This is a genomic window from Actinomycetospora sp. 2LY8.5, assembly GCF_057180585.1.
The window spans coordinates 191,990-217,050 of sequence record NZ_JBXUHE010000004.1 but is presented as its reverse complement, the minus strand read 5'-3'; the positions used below and the strand labels follow the sequence as shown (position 1 = coordinate 217,050).

22 protein-coding genes are annotated in these 25,061 nt (G+C 74.6%); all 22 read left to right on the top strand.

Annotated features, from left to right (window positions below; all coding sequences use genetic code 11):
• Positions 1-4: 4 nt before the first annotated feature.
• The gene (gene coaBC / locus AC2A1K_RS07400; protein WP_483895666.1) at positions 5-1,258 is read left to right on the top strand and encodes a bifunctional phosphopantothenoylcysteine decarboxylase/phosphopantothenate--cysteine ligase CoaBC; all 1,254 of its coding nucleotides are present in this window, start codon (positions 5-7) and stop codon (positions 1,256-1,258) included.
• A 164-nt stretch (positions 1,259-1,422) separates the two neighbouring features.
• Positions 1,423-2,601, top strand: coding sequence for a methionine adenosyltransferase (gene metK / locus AC2A1K_RS07395; RefSeq protein ID WP_483895864.1), 1,179 nt, complete (start codon positions 1,423-1,425; stop codon positions 2,599-2,601).
• A gap of 350 nt (positions 2,602-2,951) precedes the next feature.
• Positions 2,952-5,039 carry a primosomal protein N' gene (locus AC2A1K_RS07390; protein ID WP_483895665.1) on the top strand — a complete coding sequence of 696 codons (2,088 nt, stop codon included), beginning with the start codon at positions 2,952-2,954 and terminating at the stop codon, positions 5,037-5,039.
• Between the two features lie 308 nt (positions 5,040-5,347).
• Positions 5,348-5,899 carry a peptide deformylase gene (def, locus tag AC2A1K_RS07385; RefSeq protein ID WP_483895664.1) on the top strand — a complete coding sequence of 184 codons (552 nt, stop codon included), beginning with the start codon at positions 5,348-5,350 and terminating at the stop codon, positions 5,897-5,899.
• Positions 5,900-5,902: 3 nt separating this feature from the next.
• Entirely contained in the window at positions 5,903-6,829 is a 927-nt protein-coding gene (fmt, locus tag AC2A1K_RS07380; protein ID WP_483895663.1) for a methionyl-tRNA formyltransferase, read from the top strand.
• Positions 6,830-6,857: 28 nt separating this feature from the next.
• Positions 6,858-8,366 carry an RsmB/NOP family class I SAM-dependent RNA methyltransferase gene (locus tag AC2A1K_RS07375; RefSeq protein WP_483895662.1) on the top strand — a complete coding sequence of 503 codons (1,509 nt, stop codon included), beginning with the start codon at positions 6,858-6,860 and terminating at the stop codon, positions 8,364-8,366.
• A gap of 102 nt (positions 8,367-8,468) precedes the next feature.
• The gene (gene rpe / locus AC2A1K_RS07370) at positions 8,469-9,137 is read left to right on the top strand and encodes a ribulose-phosphate 3-epimerase (RefSeq protein WP_483895863.1); all 669 of its coding nucleotides are present in this window, start codon (positions 8,469-8,471) and stop codon (positions 9,135-9,137) included.
• 104 nt (positions 9,138-9,241) lie between these two features.
• Positions 9,242-9,883, top strand: a complete 642-nt coding sequence (locus AC2A1K_RS07365; RefSeq protein ID WP_483895661.1) for a riboflavin synthase — start codon at positions 9,242-9,244, stop codon at positions 9,881-9,883.
• A 6-nt stretch (positions 9,884-9,889) separates the two neighbouring features.
• On the top strand, positions 9,890-11,173 hold the full coding sequence (locus AC2A1K_RS07360) for a bifunctional 3,4-dihydroxy-2-butanone-4-phosphate synthase/GTP cyclohydrolase II (protein ID WP_483895660.1): 1,284 nt from the start codon (positions 9,890-9,892) through the stop codon (positions 11,171-11,173).
• A complete protein-coding gene (ribH, locus tag AC2A1K_RS07355) occupies positions 11,170-11,697 on the top strand; it encodes a 6,7-dimethyl-8-ribityllumazine synthase (protein WP_483895659.1) in 528 nt (175 codons plus the stop codon). The genes AC2A1K_RS07360 and ribH overlap by 4 nt, the downstream gene beginning before the upstream one ends.
• On the top strand, positions 11,694-12,164 hold the full coding sequence (locus tag AC2A1K_RS07350; RefSeq protein WP_483895658.1) for a PH domain-containing protein: 471 nt from the start codon (positions 11,694-11,696) through the stop codon (positions 12,162-12,164). Before ribH ends, AC2A1K_RS07350 begins: the two co-directional genes overlap by 4 nt.
• A complete protein-coding gene (locus tag AC2A1K_RS07345; protein WP_483895657.1) occupies positions 12,164-13,174 on the top strand; it encodes a quinone-dependent dihydroorotate dehydrogenase in 1,011 nt (336 codons plus the stop codon). Before AC2A1K_RS07350 ends, AC2A1K_RS07345 begins: the two co-directional genes overlap by 1 nt.
• Positions 13,171-13,875 carry an HAD family hydrolase gene (locus tag AC2A1K_RS07340; RefSeq protein WP_483895656.1) on the top strand — a complete coding sequence of 235 codons (705 nt, stop codon included), beginning with the start codon at positions 13,171-13,173 and terminating at the stop codon, positions 13,873-13,875. Before AC2A1K_RS07345 ends, AC2A1K_RS07340 begins: the two co-directional genes overlap by 4 nt.
• Before the next feature lie 167 nt (positions 13,876-14,042).
• Complete coding sequence (locus AC2A1K_RS07335) at positions 14,043-14,486, top strand: Rieske (2Fe-2S) protein (protein ID WP_483895655.1); 444 nt, start codon at positions 14,043-14,045, stop codon at positions 14,484-14,486.
• Positions 14,487-14,489: 3 nt separating this feature from the next.
• Positions 14,490-17,558: a DEAD/DEAH box helicase gene (locus AC2A1K_RS07330; RefSeq protein WP_483895654.1), complete on the top strand. Its 3,069-nt coding sequence runs from the start codon at positions 14,490-14,492 to the stop codon at positions 17,556-17,558.
• Positions 17,548-18,387 (top strand): SWIM zinc finger family protein, encoded by an 840-nt coding sequence (locus AC2A1K_RS07325; RefSeq protein ID WP_483895653.1) that lies wholly within the window; start codon positions 17,548-17,550, stop codon positions 18,385-18,387. Before AC2A1K_RS07330 ends, AC2A1K_RS07325 begins: the two co-directional genes overlap by 11 nt.
• A gap of 10 nt (positions 18,388-18,397) precedes the next feature.
• Positions 18,398-19,144, top strand: coding sequence for a PIG-L deacetylase family protein (locus AC2A1K_RS07320; protein WP_483895652.1), 747 nt, complete (start codon positions 18,398-18,400; stop codon positions 19,142-19,144).
• Positions 19,145-19,346: 202 nt separating this feature from the next.
• A complete protein-coding gene (locus AC2A1K_RS07315) occupies positions 19,347-19,640 on the top strand; it encodes a hypothetical protein (RefSeq protein ID WP_483895651.1) in 294 nt (97 codons plus the stop codon).
• Positions 19,641-19,817: 177 nt separating this feature from the next.
• Positions 19,818-20,801: an MBL fold metallo-hydrolase gene (locus tag AC2A1K_RS07310; RefSeq protein ID WP_483895650.1), complete on the top strand. Its 984-nt coding sequence runs from the start codon at positions 19,818-19,820 to the stop codon at positions 20,799-20,801.
• A 16-nt stretch (positions 20,802-20,817) separates the two neighbouring features.
• On the top strand, positions 20,818-21,960 hold the full coding sequence (locus AC2A1K_RS07305) for a cobalamin-independent methionine synthase II family protein (RefSeq protein ID WP_483895649.1): 1,143 nt from the start codon (positions 20,818-20,820) through the stop codon (positions 21,958-21,960).
• Between the two features lie 119 nt (positions 21,961-22,079).
• Complete coding sequence (gene uvrC, locus AC2A1K_RS07300; protein ID WP_483895648.1) at positions 22,080-24,137, top strand: excinuclease ABC subunit UvrC; 2,058 nt, start codon at positions 22,080-22,082, stop codon at positions 24,135-24,137.
• Positions 24,134-25,042 carry an RNase adapter RapZ gene (gene rapZ / locus AC2A1K_RS07295; RefSeq protein WP_483895647.1) on the top strand — a complete coding sequence of 303 codons (909 nt, stop codon included), beginning with the start codon at positions 24,134-24,136 and terminating at the stop codon, positions 25,040-25,042. Before uvrC ends, rapZ begins: the two co-directional genes overlap by 4 nt.
• Positions 25,043-25,061: the final 19 nt, after the last annotated feature.

The window sequence follows — 25,061 nt, the reverse complement described above, 5'->3', positions numbered from 1 at the left end:
CGAGGTGACCGAGAAGGAGCGACCCCGGGAGATCGTTCTCGGGGTCTCGGGCGGCATCGCCGCCTACAAGTCCTGCGAGGTGCTGCGGCGCCTGCGCGAGGCCGGCCACCACGTGCAGGTGGTGGCCACCCGGTCGGCGCTGGAGTTCGTCGGCGCCGCGACGTTCGAGGCGCTGTCGGGGCGCCCGGTGATGTCCGGGGTCTTCGAGAACGTCCACGACGTCGAGCACGTCGCCCTCGGGCGGCGTGCCGAGCTCGTGCTCCTCGTGCCCGCGACGGCCGACCTCCTGGCGCGCATGACCCACGGTCGCGCCGACGACCTGCTCACCTCGACGCTGCTCACCGCGCGCTGCCCGGTACTGGCCGTGCCCGCGATGCACACCGAGATGTGGGAGCACCCCGCGACGGTCGACAACGTCGCGACGCTGCGCCGGCGCGGCACGGTCGTGCTCGAGCCCGCGTCCGGGCGTCTCACGGGCGCCGACACGGGCCCGGGGCGCCTGCCCGAGCCGCCGGAGATCGCCGAGTTCGCCCGCCTGCTCCTGGAGTGGGGCTCGTCGAAGAAGACCGGCGGCACCGAGCCGTTCCCGTTGCCGCGCGACCTCGAGGGCCGGCGCGTCGTCGTCTCCGCGGGCGGCACGGCCGAGCCGCTCGATCCGGTCCGCACGTTGGGCAACCGCTCGTCGGGGCGCCAGGGCTACGCGCTCGCCCGTGTCGCGGCCCAGCGGGGTGCCGACGTGACGCTCATCGCCGGCACGATCGCCGACCTCGACCCGCCCGCCGCGGTCGACCTGCGCCGCGTGCAGACCACCCGTGAGATGCGCGACGCCGTGCTCGACGCGTCGAAGGCCGCGGACGTCGTGGTCATGGCGGCGGCCGTGTCCGACTTCCGGCCCGCGTCGATGTCGGTCGGCAAGATCAAGAAGGGCCAGGAGGCCCCCTCGATCCCGCTCGAGTTCAACCCCGACATCCTGCGTGAACTGGTCACCGAGGACGTCCCGCGCCGCCTGGTCGTTGGCTTCGCGGCGGAGACCGGCGACGAGCGCGGCAGCGTCCTGGACTACGGGCGGGCCAAGCTCGAGCGCAAGGGGTGTGACCTCCTCGTCGTCAACGCCGTGGGCGCCGGGAAGGCGTTCGAGACGGAGGACAACGAGGGCTGGCTCCTCGGCGCCGACGGCACGACGATGAGCCTGCCGATGGGCTCGAAAGCCGCCCTGGCCGCGCGTGTGTGGGACGCGGTCGCCGAGCGGCTGCCCTGACGGATTGCTCTGATCGGCGCACTCCCACGATTCGGCGATGAACACAACCGTTCTGTGACAGGCATGGCATTCAGCCAGGTCAGCGCCCTCGCGTGAGAGCGGGATGCCGTTAGTGTGGACGGGTCCCATTGTCGAGGCAGGGAGAGATTGTGCCCGCTAGGCGTCTGTTCACCAGCGAATCCGTCACCGAGGGCCACCCAGACAAGATCTGTGACGCAGTCAGCGACGGCATCCTGGACGCCCTGCTGGCGCAGGACCCGAAGTCGCGCGTCGCGGTCGAGACCATGGTCACGACGGGGCAGGTGCACGTTGCCGGTGAGGTGACCACCAATGCCCAGGTCAACTACGTGGACGTCGTCCGCAAGACGATTCTGGACATCGGCTACGACTCGTCGGCCAAGGGCTTCGACGGCGAGAGCTGCGGTGTCTCGATCTCGATCGGCGCGCAGTCCAAGGACATCGCGCAGGGCGTGGACGAGGGCTACGAGTCCCGCGTCGAGGGCTCCGAGGACGAGATCGCGAAGCAGGGCGCGGGCGACCAGGGGCTCATGTTCGGCTACGCCGACGCCGACACCCCCGAGCTCATGCCGCTGCCCATCGGGCTCGCGCACCGTCTGGCCCGCAAGCTGACCGCGGTCCGCCGCGACGGTACGCTGCCGTACCTGCGTCCGGACGGGAAGACCCAGGTCACCATCGCCTACGACGGCGACAAGCCCGTCAGCGTCGAGACCGTCGTCCTGTCGACCCAGCACGCGGCCGACATCGACCTGGACAACCTGTTGGCCCCGGACGTCCGGTCCAAGGTCATCGGGCCGGTGCTCGAGGGGATCGACCTCGACTCCTCGAACACCCGCGTCCTGGTCAACCCGACCGGCCGCTTCGTCACCGGCGGTCCCATGGGTGACGCCGGCCTGACCGGCCGCAAGATCATCGTCGACACCTACGGCGGCTACGCCCGCCACGGCGGCGGCGCCTTCTCGGGCAAGGACCCGTCGAAGGTCGACCGCTCGGCCGCCTACGCGGGCCGCTGGGTGGCGAAGAACGTCGTCGCCGCCGGCCTGGCCAAGCGCGCCGAGGTCCAGCTCGCCTACGCGATCGGCAAGGCCGAGCCCGTCGGTGTGTTCCTCGAGACCTTCGGGACGGCGAACGTCGACCCGGAGCAGATCGAGAAGGCGATCCACGAGGTCTTCGACCTGCGCCCCGGCGCGATCGTGCGCGACCTGCAGCTGCTGCGCCCGATCTACCAGCCGACCGCGGCGTACGGCCACTTCGGCCGCGACGACCTCGACCTCCCTTGGGAGCGCACCGACCGCGCCGACGCGCTGAAGTCCATCGCCAGCTGAGGTCGCTGTTCGCGAGCGATGCGGCTTTGCTGGCGCCTGACGCCAGGATCGCCACATCCTCGATGCGCGACACGCCGGCCCGGCCACCCCGCTCGCGGGGAGGTCGGGCCGTTCGTGTGCGCGGTGCCCGGGGTGTTTCAGCGTGGGGGCCACGCTGACGGTGGACGTCAGAAAAGCCGCCAGCTCGGTCGGGTCGGCGCGGCGACAGACGTCGCTGCGGAGATCAGGAGCGCGCTATCCGACCTGCCGGTGCGGTTCGAGGTGCATGACGACGCCCTTGATCATGTGTCGATCAGCGAGGTCAGCGGAGGGCGCCGGGATCGTCACCCGGCTCTGGTAGACCGGGGTCCGTGAGGGCCGGCGAGGGGAGCGACGCGCTGTTCGCGGCGCCGCCCCGCGTCGAGACGCCCCCCGAGAAGCCCGCGCCACCAGCGAAGAAGGGCCACCGCAACGAGCGCCTGCCCGCCGAGGAGCGCCCGGTCGCGCGGGTGGCCGTCGACGTCAACCTCGCGCACCTCGACCGCGCCTTCGACTACCAGGTCCCCGAGCAGCTCTCGGCGGACGCGGTGCCCGGCGCGCGCGTGCGGGTCCGGTTCGCCGGGCGTCCGGTGGACGGGTTCGTGCTCGCCCGCGAGGACACCAGCGAGCACACCGGGCGCCTGGGCTGGCTGGAGAAGGTCGTCTCGCCGGAACCGGTCCTGCGCGACGAGCTCGCCGGCCTCTGTCGCGCCGTCGCCGACCGCTACGCCGGCACGCTCGCCGACGTCCTGCGCCTCGCTGTCCCGCCGCGTCACGCGCGCGTCGAGGCCGAGACGCCCCCGGAGCGCCCGGACCCCCGCCGACCCGAGCACCACGGCTGGGGTGCCTACCCCCGTGGCACCGCCCTGCTCGAGGCGCTCGAGCACGGAAGACCGGCCCACGCCGTCTGGCAAGCACTGCCCGGCGAGGACTGGCCCGCCCGCCTCGCGGAGGCCGCCGCCACGACGGCCGCGGGCGGACGTGGCGCCGTGCTCGTCGTGCCCGACCGCCGCGACCTCGACCGCGTCCAGGCCGCGTGCGAGGCCGTGGCGGGCGCCGACGCCGTCGTGGCGCTCGCCGCCGACCTCGGCCCCGCCGAGCGCTATCGCCGCTGGCTCGCGGTCGCCCGCGGGCAGGTCCGCATCGTCGTCGGCACCCGGGCCACCGTGTTCGCCCCGGTCACCGACCCGGGGCTGATCGTCGTGTGGGACGACGGCGACGACTCCCACGCCGAGCCCCGCGCGCCCTACCCCCACGCGCGCGACGTCGCCATGACCCGCGCCCACCGCGACGGCGCCGCCCTGCTCGTCGGCGGGTTCGCGCGCACCGCCGAGGCCGCCCTGCTGGTGGCCAGCGGCTGGGCGCACGACGTCGTCGCCGACCGTGCGTCCGTCCGCGCCCGGGGCCCGCGCGTCACCGCGATCGGCGAGGACGACCGCCAGCTGATGCGCGACCCCGCCGCTCGCGCCGCCCGGGTGCCGTCGGTGGCCTTCGAGGCCGCCCGCGCCGCGCTGACAGCCGGGGCGCCGGTGCTCGTGCAGGTGCCGCGCAAGGGCTACCTGCCCGCCGTCGCGTGCGCGAACTGCCGGGAGCCCGCTCGGTGCCGCCGGTGCGCCGGCCCGCTCGCCCTGCCCGGCAACCACGGCGACACGGCACCCGTCTGCCGCTGGTGCGGGCACCCGGACGCCGCGTACCGCTGCGGCGCCTGTGGCTCGCCGAAGCTCCGCGCGCTCGCCGTCGGGTCGGCCCGGACGGCCGAGGAGCTCGGCCGCGCGTTCCCGCAGACGGTGGTGCGCAGCTCCGGCGGCGGTGCGACGGTGCTCGACCACGTGCCGGGCGACCCGGCGCTGGTCGTCGCGACCCCGGGCGCCGAGCCGGTGGCCGAGGGCGGCTACGGCGCGGCCCTGCTGCTCGACGGCGCCGCGCTGCTCGCCCGCCCCGAGCTGCGGGCGGGAGAGGAGACGCTGCGCCGGTGGTTCGGGGCCGCCGCCCTGGTCCGTCCGGCGGGCGAGGGGGGACGGGTGGTCGTCGTCGCCGACTCGTCGACCCCGGCGGTGCAGGCGCTCGTGCGCTGGGACCCGGTCGGTTCGGCCGCGACGGAGCTCGCCGCGCGCGACGAGCTCGCCCTGCCGCCCGCGATGCGCATGGCCGCGGTCGACGGGCCGCCGCCCGCGGTCGCCGACCTGCTCGCCGCGCTGCCCGACACCGTCGAGGTGCTCGGGCCCGTCGAGCTGCCGCCGGGCACCAGGCTGCCCGGCGCCGAGGAGCGCACCGAGGGCGCCGAGCGCTGCCTCGTCCGTGTCCCGCGCACCGAGGGCCGGACCCTCGCGAAGGAGCTCCACGCGGCCCAGGCCGTGCGCTCGGCGCGCAAGGAGCGCGAGCCGGTCCGGGTGCTGCTCGACCCGCTCGACCCGCTCTGACACCCCGGCCGTTGGTGGAGGGCGCGCGACATCGTCGCGCACCTGACGAGCTGGTCCACCGCGTTCCTGGCGTCGTCCCCGGCATGTGCGGCGTCATGGTCGAGGGCAGGGGGCAGATGGAGGCGGCCATCCGCAGCTCGGGGCAGTTCGGCGCCCGCGGTCCCGGTCCCCGACGACGCCGACGCGCCGACCCGGCTGCTGGCTTCATCGGCCGCGACCCCGCGTGGAAGCCCTGACGCGAGGACTACGCTGGACGGTCGAGACACGACGGGGTCGAGTTCCGCTCCGTCCCCGATGAGAGAGGACCGATGACCGTCCAGCCCCTGCGCCTCTTCGGCGATCCCGTCCTGCGGACGAAGGCCGACCCCGTCGTCGACTTCGACCGGGAGCTGCGCACCCTCGTCGCCGACCTGCACGAGACCATGCGCGACCAGGGCGGAGCGGGCCTCGCGGCACCGCAGATCGGCGTCGGGCTGCGGGTGTTCACGTTCCGCGCGGACGACGTCGAGGGCCACATGATCAACCCGACGTGGAACGCCGCCGACGACACCGAGCAGTTCGGTCCGGAGGGCTGCCTGTCCATCCCGGGACTGCGCTTCGACTGCCGGCGCTTCGAGCACGTCGTCGCCACCGGGTGGGACATGTACGGCGAACCGCAGACCGTCGAGGGCACGGCGCTGGTCGCCCGGGCGATCCAGCACGAGACCGACCACCTCGACGGCGTGCTCTTCCTCGACAAGCTCGACCCCCAGACCCGCCGCGAGGCGATGAAGGCCATCCGCGAGGCGCCGTGGTTCGACGCGGGGGCCCCGCCGACCGTCAAGACGAGCCCGCACCCGCTGTTCGGGCGGGCCCTGTAGCTCGTGCGCGTCGTGTTCGCGGGCACGCCCGAGCCCGCCCTGCCCTCCCTCCAACGCCTGCTCGACGGCGCGCGCCACGAGGTGGTCGCCGTCGTCACCCGGCCCGACGCGCCGGCCGGACGCTCGCGCCGCCGGCAGCGCAGCCCCGTGGGGGCGCTGGCCGACGAGGCCGGGGTCCCGGTCCTCACGCCGGCGAAGGCGTCCGACCCGGACTTCCTCCAGCAGCTGAGGGACCTCGCCCCCGACTGCTGCCCCGTCGTCGCCTACGGCAACCTGCTGCGCCGCGAGGCTCTCGACATCCCGCGCCACGGCTGGGTGAACCTGCACTTCTCGCTGCTGCCGGCCTGGCGGGGCGCGGCCCCCGTGCAGGCCGCGATCCGGGCGGGCGACGAGATCACCGGCGCGAGCACGTTCGCCCTGGAGGAAGGCATGGACACCGGACCCGTCTACGGCACGGTCACCGAGGAGATCGGACGCCACGACACCGCCGGCGTCCTGCTCGGGCGGCTCGCGACGTCCGGCGCGACCCTCCTGGAGAGCACTCTGGACGGCATCGAGGACGGCGAGCTCGCCGCGGTGCCCCAGCCCGCCGACGGCGTCTCGTACGCCCCGAAGATCACCGTCGACGACGCCCGCGTGCCGTGGGCCCACCCGGCGCCGGCGGTCGACCGGCTGATCCGCGCGGTGACGCCCGGCCCCGGCGCCTGGACGACGTTCCGGGACGCCCGGCTCAAGCTCGGGCCCGTGCTCACCACCGGCGAGGCCGGCCTCGAGCCGGGCTCGATCCGCGTGGAGCGTCAGCGGGTCCTGGTCGGCACGGCCACCGCCACCGTCGCCCTCGGCGACGTCCAGCCCCCGGGCAAGAAGGCCATGCCCGCGGTCGACTGGGCCCGCGGCGTGCGCCCGGAGCCCGGGGAGCTATTCCGGTGACCGAGGCGAGCGAAGCGACGGGGTGGGTATGACCGACAGCTCCGTTCCGCCCGGCGGGCACCGTTCCGGCCGCGGCCCGCGCCGCAAGGACGACCGCAAACGGCGCAGCGGCCCGCCCCGCGGCCGCCAGGGTCCCGGCCGGCCGCCGTCAGGGGACCCGGCGCGCGAGGCCGCGCTCGACACCCTGCGCGCGGTCCGCGAGGACGCCGCGTACGCCAACCTCGCCCTGCCCGCGCTGCTGCGCGAGCGACGGATCTCCGGGCGCGACGCGGCGCTCGCCACCGACCTCACCTACGGCGCCTGCCGCGCCCAGGGACTGCTCGACACCGTCCTCGCGTCCTGCTGCGACCGCCCGCTCGACGAGCTCGACGGCGTGGTCCTCGACGCCCTGCGTCTCGGCGCGCAGCAGCTCCTGCGCACCCGGATCCCCCCGCACGCCGCGGTGAGCGCGGTGGTCGAGCTGGTCCGCGCGCGGGCCGGCTCGCGCCCCACCGGGTTCGTCAACGCCGTCCTGCGCCGGGTGGCCGAGCACGACGAGGCCGCCTGGGTCGACCGCCTCGCCCCGCCCGACGAGCTCGGGCGCCTCGCGTTCGCCCACGCGCACCCGCGGTGGATCGCCGAGGTGTTCGCGCAGGCCCTGGGCGGCACCGACGAGCTCACCGAGCTGTCGGCGGCCCTCGCCGCCGACGACGCCCGCCCGGCGGTGCACCTCGCCGCCCGGCCCGGGGAGATCTCCGCCGAGGAGCTCGCCGCGATCACCGGGGGCGACGAGTCCCCGTACTCCCCGTACGGCGTGCTGCTCACCGAGGGCGGCGACCCGGGCGAGCTCGCCCCGGTGCGCGAGGGCCTGGCCGTGGTCCAGGACGAGGGCAGCCAGCTGGTCGCGCTGGCCGCCGCCCGGGCGCCGCTCACCGGTGCCGACACCCGCTGGCTCGACCTCTGCGCCGGCCCCGGCGGCAAGGCGGTGATGCTCGGGGCGCTCGCCGCCATCGAGGGCGCCACCCTCGACGCCGTCGACCGCGCGCCGCACCGCGCGCGGCTCGTCGAGCAGGCCGTCGAGGGACTGCCGGTGCGGGTCCGTACCGGCGACGCCCGCGAGGTCGCGCTCCCCGAGCCGGAGTACGATCGCGTCCTCGTCGACGCCCCGTGCACCGGCCTGGGCGCGCTGCGCCGCCGCCCCGAGGCGCGCTGGCGGCGCCGGCCCGAGGACGTCGCCGAGCTCACCGAGCTCCAGCGCGCCCTGCTGCGGACCGCGCTCGAGCGCACCCGTCCGGGGGGCGTCGTCACCTACGCGACGTGCTCGCCGCACCCCGAGGAGACCACGGCCGTCGTCACCGCCGTCGCGGCCGAGACGGGCGCCGAGCTGCTCGACACGCCCGCGCTGCTGCCGGAGGTGCCGGACACGTCGCCGGCCTCCGTGGGGGAGGTGGTCGAGCACCGGTCCGGTCCGTCTCCCGCCGCCGGGCCGGGGGTCCAGCTGTGGCCGCACCGCCACGGGACGGACGCCATGTACGCCGCCGTGCTGCGCAGACGCTGACGGTCGAGCTCCCCCTCGGCGTGCTCGTCCTGACGGTTCGTCTCCCGTGTGACCGCACGGACCAACCAGGCGACTACCATCCGTCACGTGGCGCGTCACCCCATGATCGCTCCGAGCATCCTGTCCGCGGACTTCGCCCGTCTCAAGGAGGAGGCGGACGCGGTACCCGGCGCGGACTGGCTGCACGTCGACGTCATGGACGGGCACTTCGTGCCCAACCTGACGCTGGGCCTGCCCGTCGTCGAGGCGCTGGAGCGGGCCACGGACATCCCGCTCGACTGCCACCTCATGATCAACGACCCGGACCGCTGGGCGCCGGGCTACGCCGAGGCCGGGTCGCGGAACGTCACGGTGCACGCCGAGGCGGCGCACGACCCGCGGAAGTGCTCGCGCGACATCCGCGCGGCGGGCGCGCTCGCCGGCCTGTCGATCAAGCCGGGCACGCCGCTCGACGACTGGGTCGAGGTGCTGCGTGACTACGACACGCTGCTCGTCATGAGCGTCGAGCCGGGCTTCGGCGGGCAGACGTTCATGCCCGAGGTGCTCGACAAGGTGCGCACCGCGCGGCGCCTCGTCGACACCGGCCACCTCGACGTCATCGTCGAGATCGACGGCGGGATCAGCCGGGACACCATCGAGCAGGCCGCCGAGGCGGGCGTCGACTGCTTCGTGGCGGGATCGGCGGTGTACGGCGCCGACGACCCCGAGCGGGCGCTCGAAGCCCTGCGCGACCAGGCGGTGCGGGTGACCGCGCACCTCGGGCAGGGGTGAGAGCGGCATCACCGCGGTGGCACTGCCACCGGAGCGCGTCGTGAGGATGATGGCGGGCGGGTCGCCAAGGCCGAGGCCGCCGAGGCCGGGAGAAGGGGAACGCTGTGTTCACGGGCATCGTCGAGGAGGTCGGCGAGATCGTCGACGTCGTCGCCCAGGAGGACGCCGCACGGTTGCGCGTCCGCGGCCCCGTCGTCACCTCCGACGCCCGCCCGGGCGATTCCATCGCGGTCAACGGCGTCTGCCTGACCGTCGTCGACCCCGCCACCGGGGAGTTCGGCGTGGACGTCATGGGGGAGACGCTGCGGCGCTCCTCGCTGGCGGGCGCGACCGCGGGCACGCGGGTCAACCTCGAACGTGCCGTGGCCGCCGGCGACCGGCTGGGCGGGCACATCGTCCAGGGTCACGTCGACGGGACCGCCACCGTGGTCGAGCGCACGGAGCACGACGCGTGGACGACCGTCCGCTTCCGTGTCGCCGTGTCCGATTCCGGGGCGAGACTGACCCGGTACGTCGTCGAGAAGGGTTCGATCGCCGTCGACGGGGTCAGCCTCACGGTCACCGAGGTCGACGACGAGTCCTTCGCCGTCGGGCTCATCCCGACCACACTGCGCGAGACGACCCTGGGGGAGCGTGCCGTGGGATCCACGGTCAACCTCGAGGTCGACCTCCTGGCCAAGTACGTCGCCAAGTACGTCGAGCGCCTCGTGGGAGCCCACACCGCGGGCACGTCACAGGGGAAGTAGGAGCAGGTGGAGGGCTTCGAGCACATCGAGCGGGCGATCGCCGACATCGCCGCGGGCAAGGCCGTGGTCGTCGTCGACGACGAGGACCGCGAGAACGAGGGCGACCTCGTGTTCGCCGCCGAGTGCGCGACGCCCGAACTCGTGTCGTTCATGGTGCGCTACACGTCGGGGTACGTCTGCGTGCCGCTGACGGGCGAGAGCTGCGACCGGCTCGACCTGCCGCCCGCGCACTCGATCAACCAGGACCGGCACGGCACCGCGTACACGGTGTCGGTCGACGCCCGCGAGGGCATCGGCACCGGCATCTCGGGCATCGACCGGGCGCACACGATCCGCGTGCTCGCGAACCCGGAGTCGGGGCCCACCGACCTCTCGCGGCCCGGGCACGTCGTGCCGCTGCGCGCCCGCGACGGCGGCGTGCTGCGCCGCCCCGGGCACACCGAGGCCGCGGTCGACCTGGCGCGCCTCGCCGGCCTGGCCCCGGCGGGCGCCATCTGCGAGATCGTGTCGCAGAAGGACGACGGCGACATGGCCCGCTTCGACGAGCTGCAGGTCTTCGCCGACGAGCACGAGCTCTCCCTCATCACGATCAAGGATCTGATCGCCTACCGGCGGCGCTCGGAGAAGCAGGTCGTCCAGGTCGCGCACGCCAACATCCCGACCGACCACGGCACGTTCGTCGCCTACGGCTACGACTCCCTGCTCGACGGCATCGAGCACGTGGCGCTCGTCCACGGTGAGATCGGCGACGGCGAGGACGTGCTGGTCCGTGTCCACTCCGAGTGCCTCACCGGCGACGTCCTGCGCTCGCGGCGCTGCGACTGCGGGCCCCAGCTCGACGCGGCGATGGCGGCGGTCGTGGCCGAGGGCCGCGGCGTCGTGCTCTACGTGCGGGGACACGAGGGCCGCGGCATCGGTCTGATCCACAAGCTGCAGGCCTACCAGCTGCAGGACGCGGGCGCGGACACCGTCGACGCCAACCTCGCGCTCGGCATGCCCGCCGACGCCCGCGACTACGGCACCGGCGCGCAGATCCTCGCCGACCTCGGCATCCGGTCCATGCGCCTGCTGACCAACAACCCCGAGAAGCGGGCCGGGCTCGAGGGCTACGGCCTGGAGATCCTCGGCCGCGTGGCCCTCCCGGCGCGGGCGACCCCGGAGAACCTGCGCTACCTGCGCACCAAGCGCGACCGCATGGGCCACGACCTCGAGGGCCTCGACACCGAGGACGACGGGGTCGTCGCGCAGCCGGCCGACGGTGAGCAGGCCGTGGGCGGGACGCGGGCGTGAGCGGCGAGGGGCGCCCGGAGGCGGAGGTCCCGGACGCGGCCGGCCTGACGCTGGGCATCGCGGTGACGCGGTGGAACGCGATGATCACCGACGTGCTGCTCGAGCGCGCCCGCGACGCGGCCGCCAAGGCCGGGGTGGCGGAGCCGACGGTCGTGCGCGTCGCCGGTGCCATGGAGCTCCCGGTGGTGTGCCAGGGGCTCGCCGAGCACCACGACGCGGTCGTCGGGCTCGGCGTCGTCATCCGGGGCGAGACCCCGCACTTCGACTACGTCTGCGATGCCGTCACCGCCGGCCTGCTGCGCGTCGGCCTCGACGCCCGCACCCCGGTGGGCAACGGAGTGCTGACCGTCGACGAGGAGGCGCAGGCCTGGGCCCGCGCCGGCACCCCGACCTCGAGCGAGGACAAGGGCTTCGAGGCCACCGTCGCGGCCGTGGACGCGGCGCTGACGCTGCGGGGGTTGGCGGGAGACGCCGGAGGGAGCCCGCCGATGGGGAAGCCGAGCTCGACCCGGGGGGCGTCGTGACCAGTCCCGTCGTACCGCCCGAGGGCCTCGACCTCGGCGAGGTCGAGCTCGAGGTCCGCCCGGTGCGGATCCGCTGGGTCGCCTGGGTGCTCGCCGTCTTCCTCTTCGCGTTCTTCGGCGCGGGCGCGCTCCTGGTGTTCGTGGAGTCGTCGGGCTTCAACTTCCGGCCCGCCGACCAGGTCGCGATGGTCGTGCTCGGGACCTTCCTCGCCGGCTGCGCGCTGCTGTTCACCCGCCCCCGGCTGCGGGCGGGACCCGGCGGGGTCGAGGTACGCGCCACGATCCTCACCCGCCGCGTGCCGTGGTCCGGGGTCCTCGCCGTGAGCTTCCCCGACGGCGCGCAGTTCGCGCGTCTCGAGCTGCCCGACGACGAGTACCTGACGATCTCGGCGCTGCAGGCCGTCGACCGGGGCCACGCGGCGCGCGGGGTGAGCGCGCTGCGCAAGCTGCACGCGCAGTACCACTGATGGGCGTCTACGACTCGCTCTTCCGGCACGTCGCGACGCGTGTGCCCGCCGAGCTGACCCACCGCGTCGGCGTGACGGCGCTGCGGGCGGCCACCCCGCTGCTCCCGTCCGAGGGCCCGGAGGCCGGACCCGTCGAGGCCATGGGCCTGCGCTTCGCCAACCCGCTCGGCGTGGCCGCCGGCTACGACAAGGACGCCGAGGGTGTGCGGGGGCTCGCGCGCCTGGGGTTCGGTGCGGTCGAGGTCGGCACGGTGACCGCGCGGGCGCAGCCGGGCAACCCCCGGCCACGGCTGTTCCGGCTGCCCGCCGACCGCGCGCTGGTCAACCGGATGGGGTTCAACAACGCCGGCGCCGACGTCGTCGCCGCCCGGCTCGCGACGCTGCGGGAACGGGGCGCGGGGACCGTCGTCGGCGTCAACATCGGGCGCTCCAGGACCGCCACCGACGCCGTGGCGGACTACCGGTACTCGGCGCGGATCCTCGGCCCGCACGCCGACTACGTCGTCGTCAACGTCAGCTCGCCGAACACGCCGGGTCTGCGCGACCTCCAGGGCGTCGACGCCCTGGAGCCGTTGCTCGCCGCGGTGCGCGCCGAAGTGGGGTCGACGCCGCTGCTGGTGAAGATCACCGCCGACCTCGACGACGAGGGCGTGGACGCCGTCGCCGACCTCGCGACGGCCCAGGGACTCGACGGGATCGTCGCCACCAACACCACCGTGGCGCGCACGGGCCTCGCGTCGCCGGCCGACGTCGTCGCCGCGGCCGGGTCCGGTGGCCTGTCGGGTGCCCCGCTCGTGGGACCGGCCCGCGCGGTGCTCGCCCGGCTGCGGGAGCGGGTGGACGGCCGGTTGACGCTCGTCTCGGTCGGCGGCATCGACTCCGGCGAGGAGGCGCGCGCCCGTCTCGAGGCCGGCGCGACGCTCGTCCAGGCGTACACGGGGTTCGTCTACGGGGGTCCGGCGTGGCCCCGGCGGGTGCTGGGCGAGCTGGCGGGTACCTCGCCGCCGTGACCGCTCCGCTGCGCGCCCCCGCCCGCCGGCCCCAGGTCGTGCTGTTCGACCTCTTCGAGACCTGCCTGCAGCTCGAGGGCCTGCGACCACGCTTCGAGGCGCTCGGGCGGCCCGGCCACGAGCTGGAGCTGTTCTTCGCGCGCCTGCTGCACCAGGGCATGGCGATGACGCTGGCGGGCGAGGCGCCGCCGTTCGCCGTGGTGGCCGCGGACATGCTGCGACGCACGAGCGGGCGCGACCTCACCGACGCCCAGGTCGCGTCGGTGCTCGACGGCTTCGGGGAGCTGCCGGTGCACCCTGACGCGGCGCCGGCGCTGCGTCGGCTCGCCGAGGCCGGGGTGCCCGCGTACGGGTTCACCCACGGGTCGGCGGAGGTCGCGGGTGCGGCGCTGGCCGCCGGCGGGGTGCGCGACCTGCTCGCCGACGTGATGTCGTGCGCGGAGCTGAAGTCGTTCAAGCCCCCGGCGCGCGTGTACCACTGGGCGTGCGAGCGGATCGCGACGCCGCCGGCGCGGACGGCCCTGGTCGCCGTGCACTCGTGGGACGTCCACGGCGCGGTGTCGGCGGGGATGATCGGGGCCTTCTGCGAGCGCCTGGAGGGCCGGATCCCCGACGCCGTCGCCATCCCGCACGTCACCGGCCCCGCCCTCGACGAGGTCGTCGAGGGCCTGCTCGCCCTCCCGGTGGAGCCGACGCCCTGACGGAGGTGAGCGATGTTCCCGGCGATCACCATGAAGGCCGCTCACTGTCGCTCCCTGTCCGCTCCCTGTCGCTCACCCGGACCCTCACCCGGCGGTGACGGGGGGCGCGGGCAGACTGAGGGCGCACCACGATCACTCCCTGCACCACGACGATCACGGAGGTGTCGGTGCCCACCACCACCGGACCCACCCGCCGCACGGTCCTCTGCGGGCTCGCGGTCGCCCTCACCGCGCCCGGTGCGCTCGCCGCGTGCTCGTCGGGTGGCGGCGGGACGGCCGCCCCGGCCCCCGCGCCGAGCTCGCCGCCGGCGCCGACGCCCGGCGGCGGCACGCCCGTCTCGTCCATCCCTGTCGGCGGGGGCACGATCGTCACCGCCGGTGACCGCGAGATCCTCCTCGTGCAGCCGACGGCCGGGGAGTTCGCGGGCTTCGACGCCGCCTGCCCGCACCAGGGCACGACGGTCGACCCGCCGGAGAACGGCGTCATCACCTGCCCGAACCACTTCAGCCAGTTCGACGCCACGACCGGCGCGCTGCGGAAGGGCCCGGCCGACACCGGGCTCACCGAGGTGCCCGTCAGCGTCGTGGACGGCACCGTGCAGGTGTCCTGACGCGTGCTCGCCCTGCACGCCCTCTGGTCGCCGGGACGCGGCGTCTGCGTGTGGGCCGAGGACCCCGACCTCCCGCCCCGTAGCACCAGCCGCGCCCGCCGGGGCGCCCGCCCGCACCCATTCGCGGTACCGGCCGAGCGCCTGGCCGTCGTGTGGGGCACGACGACGGCGACCGCCGGCGTCGCGGTCCTCGCCCTGCCCTCGGACCCGGACGCGCCGCGCGACTCCGACGACCTCGACCGCTCCGGAGCCGGCCACGGGCCCCGGGACGCCCCCGGTGCCCCCGGTGCCCCCGTCCTCGCCGACTGGACCGTCCCGGTGCTCGAGCTCCCGCCCGGGGCCCCGCCCCCGCCGGCACCGGAGGGGACGCGAGCGAGCCCGTCGGTGGCCGCACTGCGGGCCGTCGACGCGCTGGCCGCCGACCTCGTCTCGCGGGGCCGGGTGCTCCCGGAACCGGACGAAGGGACCCTGGTCTGGCGCCCCGTCCTCCAGGGCTCCGACCTCGTCGCCGCCGACACCCTCGCCGCCGCGCTGCCGCCGGTCTGCCGCTGCGAGCGCGTGCCGGGGGAGGAGCCCGCGAGCGCCCCGGCGGTCGTGGAGGGTGCGCTGGCCGCGGCGGTCGACGCCCACGCCCGCGCCCGGGTCACCGGGTCCGGGGAGCTCGCCGCGGCTCCGGACTGGGCGCACGCGCTCGGCGACGAGCCGGTGCTCGGCGACCCCGCCCCGCCCGACGCCCTCGCCGCCGGGCTGCGCCGCTGGGCGGTCGTCGGCGCCCCGCACGCCGGGCCGGCGCGGGTGTCGTTCCGGCTCGACGAGGTGGTCGTCGACCGTCTCGGGCACGCGCTCGACGAGCCCGAACCGGTCTTCCGGCTGACGTTCTCGCTGCAGTCGACCCAGGACCCGAGCCTCACTGTCGACGCCGACACCGTGTGGCGCGACCCCACGGCGCTGCGCCGCTGGCTCGACGATCCCGCCGAGGTCCTGCTCGGCGAGCTCGGCCGCGCCGCCCGCGTCTACCCCGAGCTCGGCGACGCGCTGCGCGTCCCGCGGCCCGGCAGCATGGACCTCGACCTCGCCGGCGCCCACCAGTTCCTCGCCCACGTCGCCGCCGACCTCGACCGCGCCGGCTTCGGCGTCCTGCTCCCCGCCGGCTGGCGGTCCGGCCCCGCGCGGCTGGGGTTGGCCGCGGCCGGCGGGCACGCCGAGCGCCCGGACGGTGTCGTCGACACCGGCGCCACGATCGGCCGCGACGACCTCGTCGACTTCTCCTGGCGCCTCGCGGTCGACGGCGAGGAACTCACCGACACCGAGATGGACGCCCTCGTGCGGGCCAAGGCGCCGCTGGTGCGCCTGCGCGGGCACTGGGTCGCCCTCGACGCGGACCGCCTCCGCGACGGCCTCGCCTTCCTCGCCGAGCGGCGCGACCGCCCGACCGTCGGCGACGTCCTCCACCTCGCGATCACGCACCCCGACGACGTCCCCGCGCCGCTGCCCGTCGAGTCGCTGCGCCTGGACGGCGAGCTCGGCGACCTCCTCGCCGGCGGCAGCACCCTCGAGCCCCTCGACACCCCCGCCACCGTCCGCGCCACCCTGCGGCCCTACCAGCGCCGCGGGCTGTCGTGGCTCGCCTTCCTCGCGGGTCTGCGACTGGGCGGCGTGCTCGCCGACGACATGGGGCTGGGCAAGACGCTGCAGGTCCTGGCCCTGGAGGCGCACGAGCGGGCCGGGCACGACGTCGCTCCTGATCCTGGACCCGGCCCGACCCTGCTCGTGTGTCCCACCTCGGTGGTCTCCACGTGGCGCCGCGAGGCCGAGCGGTTCGTGCCGGAGCTGCGGGTCGCGGTGCACCACGGCGCCGCGCGCAGCGACCCCGCCGCGGCGGCCGCCGACGCCGACCTCGTCGTCACCTCCTACGGCACGCTCGTCCGCGACATCGACACCCTGGGCGACGTCGCCTGGCACCGGGTGGTGCTCGACGAGGCCCAGATGGTCAAGAACAACCGCTCCCGCGGGGCGAAGGCCGTCCGGCGCCTCGACGCCGAGCACCGCCTCGCGCTCACCGGCACGCCCGTCGAGAACCGCCTCGCCGAGCTCTGGTCGATCATGGACGCGGTGAACCCCGGCATGCTCGGGAGCGCCACCGCCTTCCGCGAGCGCTACGCCGTGCCCGTGGAGCGCCACGGCCGGACCGACGTCGCCGAGGATCTGCGCCGGCGGACCCGCCCGTTCCTGCTCCGGCGCCTCAAGACCGACCCCACCGTCGTCGACGACCTGCCCGACAAGATCGAGACCGTCGAGCGGTGCGGGCTCACCGGCGAGCAGGCCTCGCTCTACCGCGTCGTCGTCGACGAGATGCTCGACAGGCTCGACGACCCGTCGACCAGGGGGGAACCCGGCATCGAGCGCCGCGGCCGGGTGCTCGCCGCGATGACCAAGCTCAAGCAGGTCTGCGACCATCCCGCGCTGCTGCTACAGGACGGCTCCCCGGTCGGGCGGCGCTCCGGGAAGATCGCCCGGCTCGAGGAGATCCTCGCCGAGGTGCTCGCCGCCGGCGACAAGGCGCTGCTGTTCACCCAGTTCGCGGCGTTCGGGGACATGCTCGCCCCCCACCTCGCGGCCCGCTTCGACACCGAGGTCGCCTGGCTGCACGGCGGGGTGTCGCGGAGCGCCCGCGACGCGATGGTCGAACGCTTCCAGTCCGGCCACCAGGATGGATCGGGGGGTCCCTCGCTCTTCCTGCTCTCGCTGCGCGCGGGCGGCACCGGCATCACGCTCACGGCCGCGCAGCACGTCGTGCACCTCGACCGCTGGTGGAATCCCGCGGTCGAGGACCAGGCGACCGACCGCGCGTTCCGCATCGGCCAGAAGCGCACCGTGGGTGTGCGCAAGCTCGTCTGCGCGGGCACGCTGGAGGAGCGGATCGACGAGCTCGTCGCGAACAAGCGCGCGTTGGCCGACCTCGCGGTGCGCGACGGGGAGGACTGGCTCGCCGACCTCTCGACCGACGAGCTCGCGAAGGTGCTCACCCTCGACGCGGAGCCCGAGGAGTTGGACGACGACGATGGTGCGTGAGACGTGGTCGGGGCCCCGGTTCTCGGAGAGGTTCGAGGAGTTCGGCAGGCGCAAGCCCGTCGAGGACGGCATCGTCGCGCGCAGCCGGCGCGGCGACATCGGCGAGTCCTGGTGGTCGGGCCGCTTCCTCGCGGTGCTCACGGCGCTCGGCGTCGGCGGGCGCCTCGCGCGCGGCAAGACCTACGCGCGGGCGGGGCAGGTCGTCGACCTCGCCATCGACCCCGGCGCGATCACCGCGACCGTCCAGGGCAGCCGCGACGAGCCCTATCGCGTGCGCATCGGGCTGCGCCCCTTCGCCGACGAGGCGTGGGACGCGGTGCTCGACGCCCTGGCCGCCGACTCCTGGTACGCGGCCGCCCTGCTCGCCGGGGAGGTCCCCGACGACCTCGAGGACGTCCTCGCGCGCGTGGGCCTCTCGCTCTTCCCGCAGGGCTCGGCGGAGCTCCCGATGGACTGCTCGTGCCCCGACTGGTCGGTGCCGTGCAAGCACCTCGCGGCCGTCGCGTATCTCGCCGCCGAGGAGTTCGACGTCGACCCGTTCGCCCTGCTGCGCTGGCGGGGCCGCGATCGCGCCACGCTGCTCGCCGCGCTGCGCGACCGCCGCGACGCGGGCGCAGGCGCGCCGACCGCGCTCGAGGACCTGCTCGACCGCTTCCACCGCCCCGGCGTGCCGATCCCGGAGCCCCCGGATGCCTCCCGCGCCCCGGCCTGCGACGCCCTGCTCGACGATCTGCCGCCGCTGACCCTCGACGACGGCACCGACGTCCGCGAGGTGCTGCGCCCGCTGTATCGGCGTCTCGCCGAGCCGGGTGTCGGGGACGTGGGGTAGGAGTGGACCGGTGGAGTCCGATCAGACCCCTGAGACCGAACGAGCCACCGCGCCGCTGACCATCCTCGTGATGGTCGCCCACCCCGACGACATCGACTTCGGCAACGGCGGCTCGGTCGCGACGTGGACCGACGCGGGGCACCGCGTCGTCTACTGCCTGATCACCGACGGCGACGCGGGCGGTTTCGACGAGGAGGTCAGCCGCGCCGACATGGCGACCCTGCGCCGCGAGGAGCAGCGCGCTGCGGGCGCGATCCTCGGGGTGGACGAGTGCCACTTCCTCGGTTGGCCCGACGGGCGGCTCTACGTGACCCACGAGCTGCGCCGCGACCTCGCGCGCGTCATCCGCCAGGTCCGCCCGGACCGGGTCGTCACCCAGTCCCCGACGCGCGACCTGCGCTCGATGTACGGCAGCCACCCCGACCACACCGCGGCCGGCGAGGCCGTGATGTGCGCGGTCTATCCGGACGCCCGCAACCCGTTCGCCCACCCGGAGCTCCTCGCCGAGGAGGGCCTGGCGGCGCACACGGTCGCCGAGGTGTGGATCGGCCACACGGGCGAGGGCGCCGACCACTACGTCGACACGACCGACGCCTTCGACCGCAAGGTGGACGCCCTGCGGGCCCACAAGAGCCAGACCGCGCACATGGACGACCTGCGCGGGCGCATGTGGGGGTGGGGCCGCTCGCAGGCGAAGGCCGCCGAGCTCGGGCCGAAGCGTCTCGCCGAGGGATACCTCGTCCTCGACACCCGGTAGGGCGCGACTGCCCGGGTGGTGCATCCGACCAGGTGAGCTGACGAGGTGAGCTGACGAGGTGAGCTGACGAGGTGAGCTACACAACGTCGCTCACGGTTTACCGGCGATACGCGAGCGGTCAACCTGGAAGGTGCCGCGAGGGGCCGACGTCGTCTCCACCTGACACGTCGGCACCGCTCCCCGGCCGTAGAGGAGAAACCTCATGAGCGACCTCCAGTGGCTCGGCAACCGCGTCCAGATGCAGGACATCGACGACACGGACCTCACCTATCTGCAGTGGCGCCGTCCGTGGCACGGCTCCCTGCGCGGCTTCCTCGTGGTGAGCTCGGAGGAGCGCGCGCTGGTGGAGGCAGCGGTCGACGAAGCGGCCGCCGGGCTCCGCGCGCACCCCACGCTCGACGCCGCCGGGCGGCCCACGAACCTCGAGGCGTTCTTCACCGAGGTGCTCGGCCGCCGGCCCGGCGAGCCCGCCCCGGCGGACGCCACTCCCGCCTGACCCGACACGACTCTCACGACGGCCCGCGAGCTCCGGCTCGCGGGCCGTCGTCGTGCCGGGCGATCCGCGGCGTACGAACCTGTACTTGAGTATTGATTCGGACCCCACCCTGTCCTAGGTTCCGAACACGAATCCGTACCCGAGTACGGGTTCGGAGAACCTGGGAGAGGACCGGCGATGAGCGCCCTGGACTACCGCAAAGGACTCCACGACCTCGGCGAGGGCTGCCACGCCTGGTTGCAGCCCGACGGGAGCTGGGGCTGGAGCAACGCCGGCCTGATCACGGGTTCGGGCACCTCGCTGCTCGTCGACACGCTGTTCGACCTCCCGCTGACCCGGGAGATGCTCGACGGGCTGCGGCCGATCACCGATACGCACCCGCTGCGGACGCTGGTCAACACCCACTCGGACCCGGACCACATCAACGGCAACGAGCTCGTCGCCTCGCGCGACGTGGAGATCCTCGCGTCGGCCGCGGCCGCCGAGCTGATGACGCAGGAGACCGTCGACGCGGTCGCGCTCGTCAAGCGTCTCGACGGGACGCTCGGGGACTTCGCCCGGCACATCTTCGGTCCGTTCGCGCTGGACGGGATCACCGCGACCGGCCCGGACCGGACCTTCACCGGCGAGGAGAGCGTCGACGTGGGCGGTCGCGAGGTCCGGCTCGTCCAGGTCGGGCCTGCCCACACGCCCGGCGACGCGCTCGTCCACGTGCCGGACGCGCGCCTGCTCTACGCCGGGGACATCCTCTTCGTCGGCGGCACCCCCATCGCGTGGGCCGGCCCGATCGACCGCTGGATCGCCGCCCTCGACCTCATCCTCGACCTCGACGTGACCGTGATCGTTCCCGGCCACGGACCGGTCAGCGGCAAGCCCGAGGTCTCGCTGATGCGCGAGTACCTCGTGACCGTCCAGACCCAGGCGCGCCGGCGCTACGAGGACGGCCTCGACGTCGACGCGGCGATCGAGTCGATCGAGCTCGGCAAGTTCGCGGGGCTCCCGGAGCACGGCCGCCTCGCCCAGAACGTCCTCAACGTCTACCAGCAGCTCGACCCGACGATCCCGCGCCCGGACCGGCTGACGGTGCTCACCAAGATCGCCGCGCTCGAGGGCTTCGCGCCCGACACGTTCACGCAGGCCACGGCCACCCCCGCCTCCTGACCCCAAGGACCCGATCATGACCGTTCGCACCACCCACGTCGGCAGCCTCCCGCGCCCGGAGACGCTGACCCGCCTGATGTACCTCCACCAGGAGGGCCGGGGCGACGCTGATTTCACGGTCGAGCTCGACGCCGCGATCACCGACGCCGTGCACGACGTGGTGGCGATGCAGCACGGGGCCGGCATCGACGTCGTGTCCGACGGCGAGATGGGCAAGCCGGGCTTCGTCAACTACGTCCGCGAGCGCCTCGACGGGTTCGGCGGGCAGGCCGGGGCCTGGAGCATCGACGACCTGGAGGCCGCGCCGGAGCTCGCGATCGCGCAGTACGGCGGGGAGGCCGGCGCACACATCATGCCCGCGAACTGCGTGGGCCCGGTGAGCTACACGGGCGCCGCCGCGGTGCAGAAGGACATCGACACCCTGCGCCTCGCGCTCGACAAGACCGGTCACTCCGGCTCGGGTGACGCGTTCATGCCCGCCGCGGCGCCGGGCTGCATCGCCACGTGCAGCCCGAACCTGTACTACCCCGACTACGACAGCTACCTCGACGCGCTCGCCGACGCGATGGCGCACGAGTACCGGGCGATCGTCGACGCGGGCCTGGTCCTGCAGCTCGACTGCCCGGACATCCCGATGGCCGGGCACACGCAGTTCTGGTGTCGCGACGAGGTCCAGCGCCTCGGGCTCGTCGGCTTCGCCGAGCGCCACATGGCGGCCATCGACCGCGCCCTCGAGGGCATCGACCCCTCCCGGGTGCGCCTGCACCTGTGCTGGGGCAACTACGAGGGCCCGCACCACTTCGACGCCCCGCTCGCCGAGCTGCTCCCGCCGGTGCTCGCCGGCCGACCGCAGACGATCTCGTTCGAAGCCGCGAACCCCCGCCACGAGCACGAGTGGGCCGACGTCGCGGAGATGACGATCCCCGACGACACGGTCCTGCTGCCCGGGGTCGTGGACACCCTCAACAACATCGTCGAGCACCCGCGGCTCATCGCGCAGCGCCTCGAGCGCTTCGCGAAGGTCGTCGGGACCGACCGCGTCATGGCCGGCACCGACTGCGGCTTCGGCACGTTCGTCGGGTTCGGGCGGGTCGGTCCGACGGTCGCGGAGATGAAGCTGCGGGCCATCGCGGAGGGGGCGGCACTGGTCCGCTCCTAACGCGTGGTCCCGGCGCGGCGTCACGCCGACACGCCGCGACACGCCGCGCGACACGCCGATTCCACCCATCCGGGTGCACGCCGGGTCTCCGGACGGACGCGCCTACGCTGGGGGCCATCATGGCCGACCCCCAGACGTACCGACCCGCGACGGGGAGCATCCCGGAGGCGCCCGGCGTGTACCGGTTCTCGGACGAGAACGGGCGCGTCATCTACGTGGGCAAGGCCAAGAGCCTGCGCAGCAGGCTCAACTCCTACTTCGCCGACGTGGCCGGGCTGCACCCGCGCACGCGCCGCATGGTGACCACCGCGGCGGCCGTGCAGTGGACGGTGGTCACCACCGAGGTCGAGGCCCTCCAGCTCGAGTACAACTGGATCAAGGAGTTCGACCCGCGGTTCAACGTGCGCTACCGCGACGACAAGACCTACCCGGTCCTCGCGGTGACGCTGAACGAGGAGTACCCGCAGCTGCGGGTCTACCGGGGCCCGCGGCGCAAGGGCGTCCGGTACTTCGGGCCCTACGCGCACGCCTGGGCGATCCGCGAGACGGTCAAGCTCCTGACCCGGGTGTTCCCGGCCCGCCAGTGCTCCGGTGGGGTGTTCAAGCGGCACGGGCAGATCGGGCGCCCGTGCATGCTCGGCTACATCGACAAGTGCGCGGCGCCCTGCGTCGGCCGGGTCAGCGCCGAGGAGCACCGCGAGATCGTCCTCGACTTCTGCGACTTCCTCGGCGGGCACACCGACCAGCTGATCGGCCGCATCGAGAAGGACATGCAGGTCGCCGCGGCCGACATGGACTTCGAGAAGGCCGCGCGGCTGCGCGACGACGCCGGCGCGCTCAAGCGGGTCGTCGAGAAGCAGGCGGTCGTGCTCGGTGACGGCACCGACGCCGACGTCGTCGCGTTCGCCACCGACCAGCTCGAGGCCGCGGTGCAGGTGTTCCACGTCCGCGGCGGGCGGGTGCGCGGCCAGCGTGGCTGGGTGGTCGAGACCGAAGCCGACAGCGACGTCGCGGACCTCGTGGGGCAGTTCCTCTCGCAGTTCTACGGAGAGCAGGCCGCGCTCGCGGGGTCGGCCGACGACGCCGCGCAGCCCGTGCCGCGCGAGGTGCTCGTCCCCGTCCTGCCGCCGGACAACGCCGCGATCTCCTCGTGGCTCACCGAGCTGCGGGGCTCGCGGGTGTCGCTGCGCGTCGCCCAGCGCGGCGACAAGCGCACGCTCGCCGAGACCGTGGAGCGCAACGCCCGCGAGGAGCTGACTCGGCACAAGCTCCGCCGCGCCGGCGACCTCACCGCCCGCAGCGCGGCGCTCGAGGAGCTCCAGGAGCAGTTGGGCCTCGACACCGCGCCCCTGCGCATCGAGTGCACCGACGTCTCGCACGTCCAGGGCTCCGACGTCGTCGCGAGCCTCGTGGTGTTCGAGGACGGCCTGGCGAAGAAGGCCGACTACCGGCGCTACTCGATCCGCGGCGGGGCCGAGGGCGGCGACGTCGCGGCGATCGCCGAGGTGGTGCGCCGGCGGTTCTCCCGCTACCTGCAGGAGACGGAGCGATCAGGGGAGCAGGCCGACGGAGGGGCGCCGGCCTCGGGCGAGATCGACCCCACCGACGACGGTCCGCGTGCCACAGACGGATTTCGGCACGGCATCGACCCGACCACCGGGCGCCCGCGGAAGTTCGCGTACCCGCCGAACCTGCTCGTCGTCGACGGCGGCGCCCCCCAGGTCGCGGCGGCCGCGGAGGTGCTGAGCGAGCTCGGCGTCACCGACGTCGCCGTGGTCGGGCTGGCCAAGCGCCTCGAGGAGGTCTGGCTGCCCGGCGAGGAGGACCCGGCGATCCTGCCGCGGCAGAGCGAGGCGCTCTACCTGCTCCAGCGCATTCGCGACGAGGCGCACCGGTTCGCGATCACCTACCACCGCCACAAGCGCTCGACACGGATGACCGCGTCCGTGCTCGACGGGGTGCCGGGGCTCGGCGAGGCCCGGCGCACCGCCCTGCTCAAGCACTTCGGCTCGGTCAAGAAGCTGCGCGCCGCCTCGGTCGAGGCCATCACGGAGGTGCCCGGCATCGGGCGGCGCACCGCCGAGGCGGTGCTGGCGGCGCTGAACGACGGAGACATCCAGGGGAGCGCGCCCACAGGGGAGCGGAGCTCGACCGTCGAGGACGGGGGGACGACATGACCGGACGCGCGGTGCCGCCGGTGCACCCCGCGCACCCGGGTGGGATCGAGGTCGCGATCGTCTCGGGCCTCTCGGGGGCCGGGCGCAGCACGGCCGCCAAGGTGCTCGAGGATCTCGGCTGGTTCGTCGTGGACAACCTGCCGCCCGAACTCATCGAGACGATGGTCGACCTCGGCGCGCGCTCGTCGGGTCAGGTCACGCGCATCGCGGTGGTGATGGACGTGCGCAGCCGCGCGTTCACCGCGGACCTCGGGGCCGTGATCAAGGAGCTGGACGCGCGCGGCCACCGCCCGCGGGTGCTGTTCCTCGACGCGTCGGACGCGGTGCTCATCCGCCGGTTCGAGTCCAACCGCCGCTCGCACCCGCTGCAGGGCGACGGCCGGATCAGCGACGGGATCCGCGCCGAGCGCGAGCTGCTGGCGCCGCTGCACGACCACGCCGACCTCGTCGTCGACACCTCGAACCGGTCGGTGCACCAGCTGCGCACGGCCATCGAGGCGGCCTTCGGCGACGAGGCGGCCGACGTCGGGCACAGCGTCACCGTCGTCTCGTTCGGCTACAAGCACGGCCTGCCGCCGGACGCCGATCTCGTGGTCGACATGCGCTTCCTGCCCAACCCGCACTGGATCCCGGAGCTGCGCGAGCACGACGGGCGCGAGGCCGTGGTGCGCGACTACGTGCTCTCGCAGGAGGGCGCCGAGGAGTTCCTCGACCGCTACCTCGAGCTGCTGCGCCTCGTCGGGGCCGGCTACCGGCGCGAGGGCAAGCGCTACCTGACGGTCGCCGTGGGCTGCACCGGCGGCAAGCACCGCAGCGTCGCGGTGGCCGAGGAGCTCGCCCGCCGCATGTCGGGCGAGGACGGCGTGCGCGTGACGGTGTCGCACCGCGACGTGGGGCGCGAGTGAGCGGGCCGGGCGGGGTGTC

What these genes read in the sequence shown, in the direction of transcription:
- def (WP_483895664.1), top strand. Translation starts at nt 5,348, where the DNA reads ATGACCGTCCAGCCCCTGCGCCTCTTCGGCGATCCCGTCCTGCGGACG.
- AC2A1K_RS07375 (WP_483895662.1), top strand. Translation starts at nt 6,858, where the DNA reads ATGACCGACAGCTCCGTTCCGCCCGGCGGGCACCGTTCCGGCCGCGGC.
- rpe (WP_483895863.1), top strand. Translation starts at nt 8,469, where the DNA reads ATGATCGCTCCGAGCATCCTGTCCGCGGACTTCGCCCGTCTCAAGGAG.
- AC2A1K_RS07345 (WP_483895657.1), top strand. Translation starts at nt 12,164, where the DNA reads ATGGGCGTCTACGACTCGCTCTTCCGGCACGTCGCGACGCGTGTGCCC.
- AC2A1K_RS07325 (WP_483895653.1), top strand. Translation starts at nt 17,548, where the DNA reads ATGGTGCGTGAGACGTGGTCGGGGCCCCGGTTCTCGGAGAGGTTCGAG.
- AC2A1K_RS07315 (WP_483895651.1), top strand. Translation starts at nt 19,347, where the DNA reads ATGAGCGACCTCCAGTGGCTCGGCAACCGCGTCCAGATGCAGGACATC.
- AC2A1K_RS07310 (WP_483895650.1), top strand. Translation starts at nt 19,818, where the DNA reads ATGAGCGCCCTGGACTACCGCAAAGGACTCCACGACCTCGGCGAGGGC.
- AC2A1K_RS07305 (WP_483895649.1), top strand. Translation starts at nt 20,818, where the DNA reads ATGACCGTTCGCACCACCCACGTCGGCAGCCTCCCGCGCCCGGAGACG.
- uvrC (WP_483895648.1), top strand. Translation starts at nt 22,080, where the DNA reads ATGGCCGACCCCCAGACGTACCGACCCGCGACGGGGAGCATCCCGGAG.
- rapZ (WP_483895647.1), top strand. Translation starts at nt 24,134, where the DNA reads ATGACCGGACGCGCGGTGCCGCCGGTGCACCCCGCGCACCCGGGTGGG.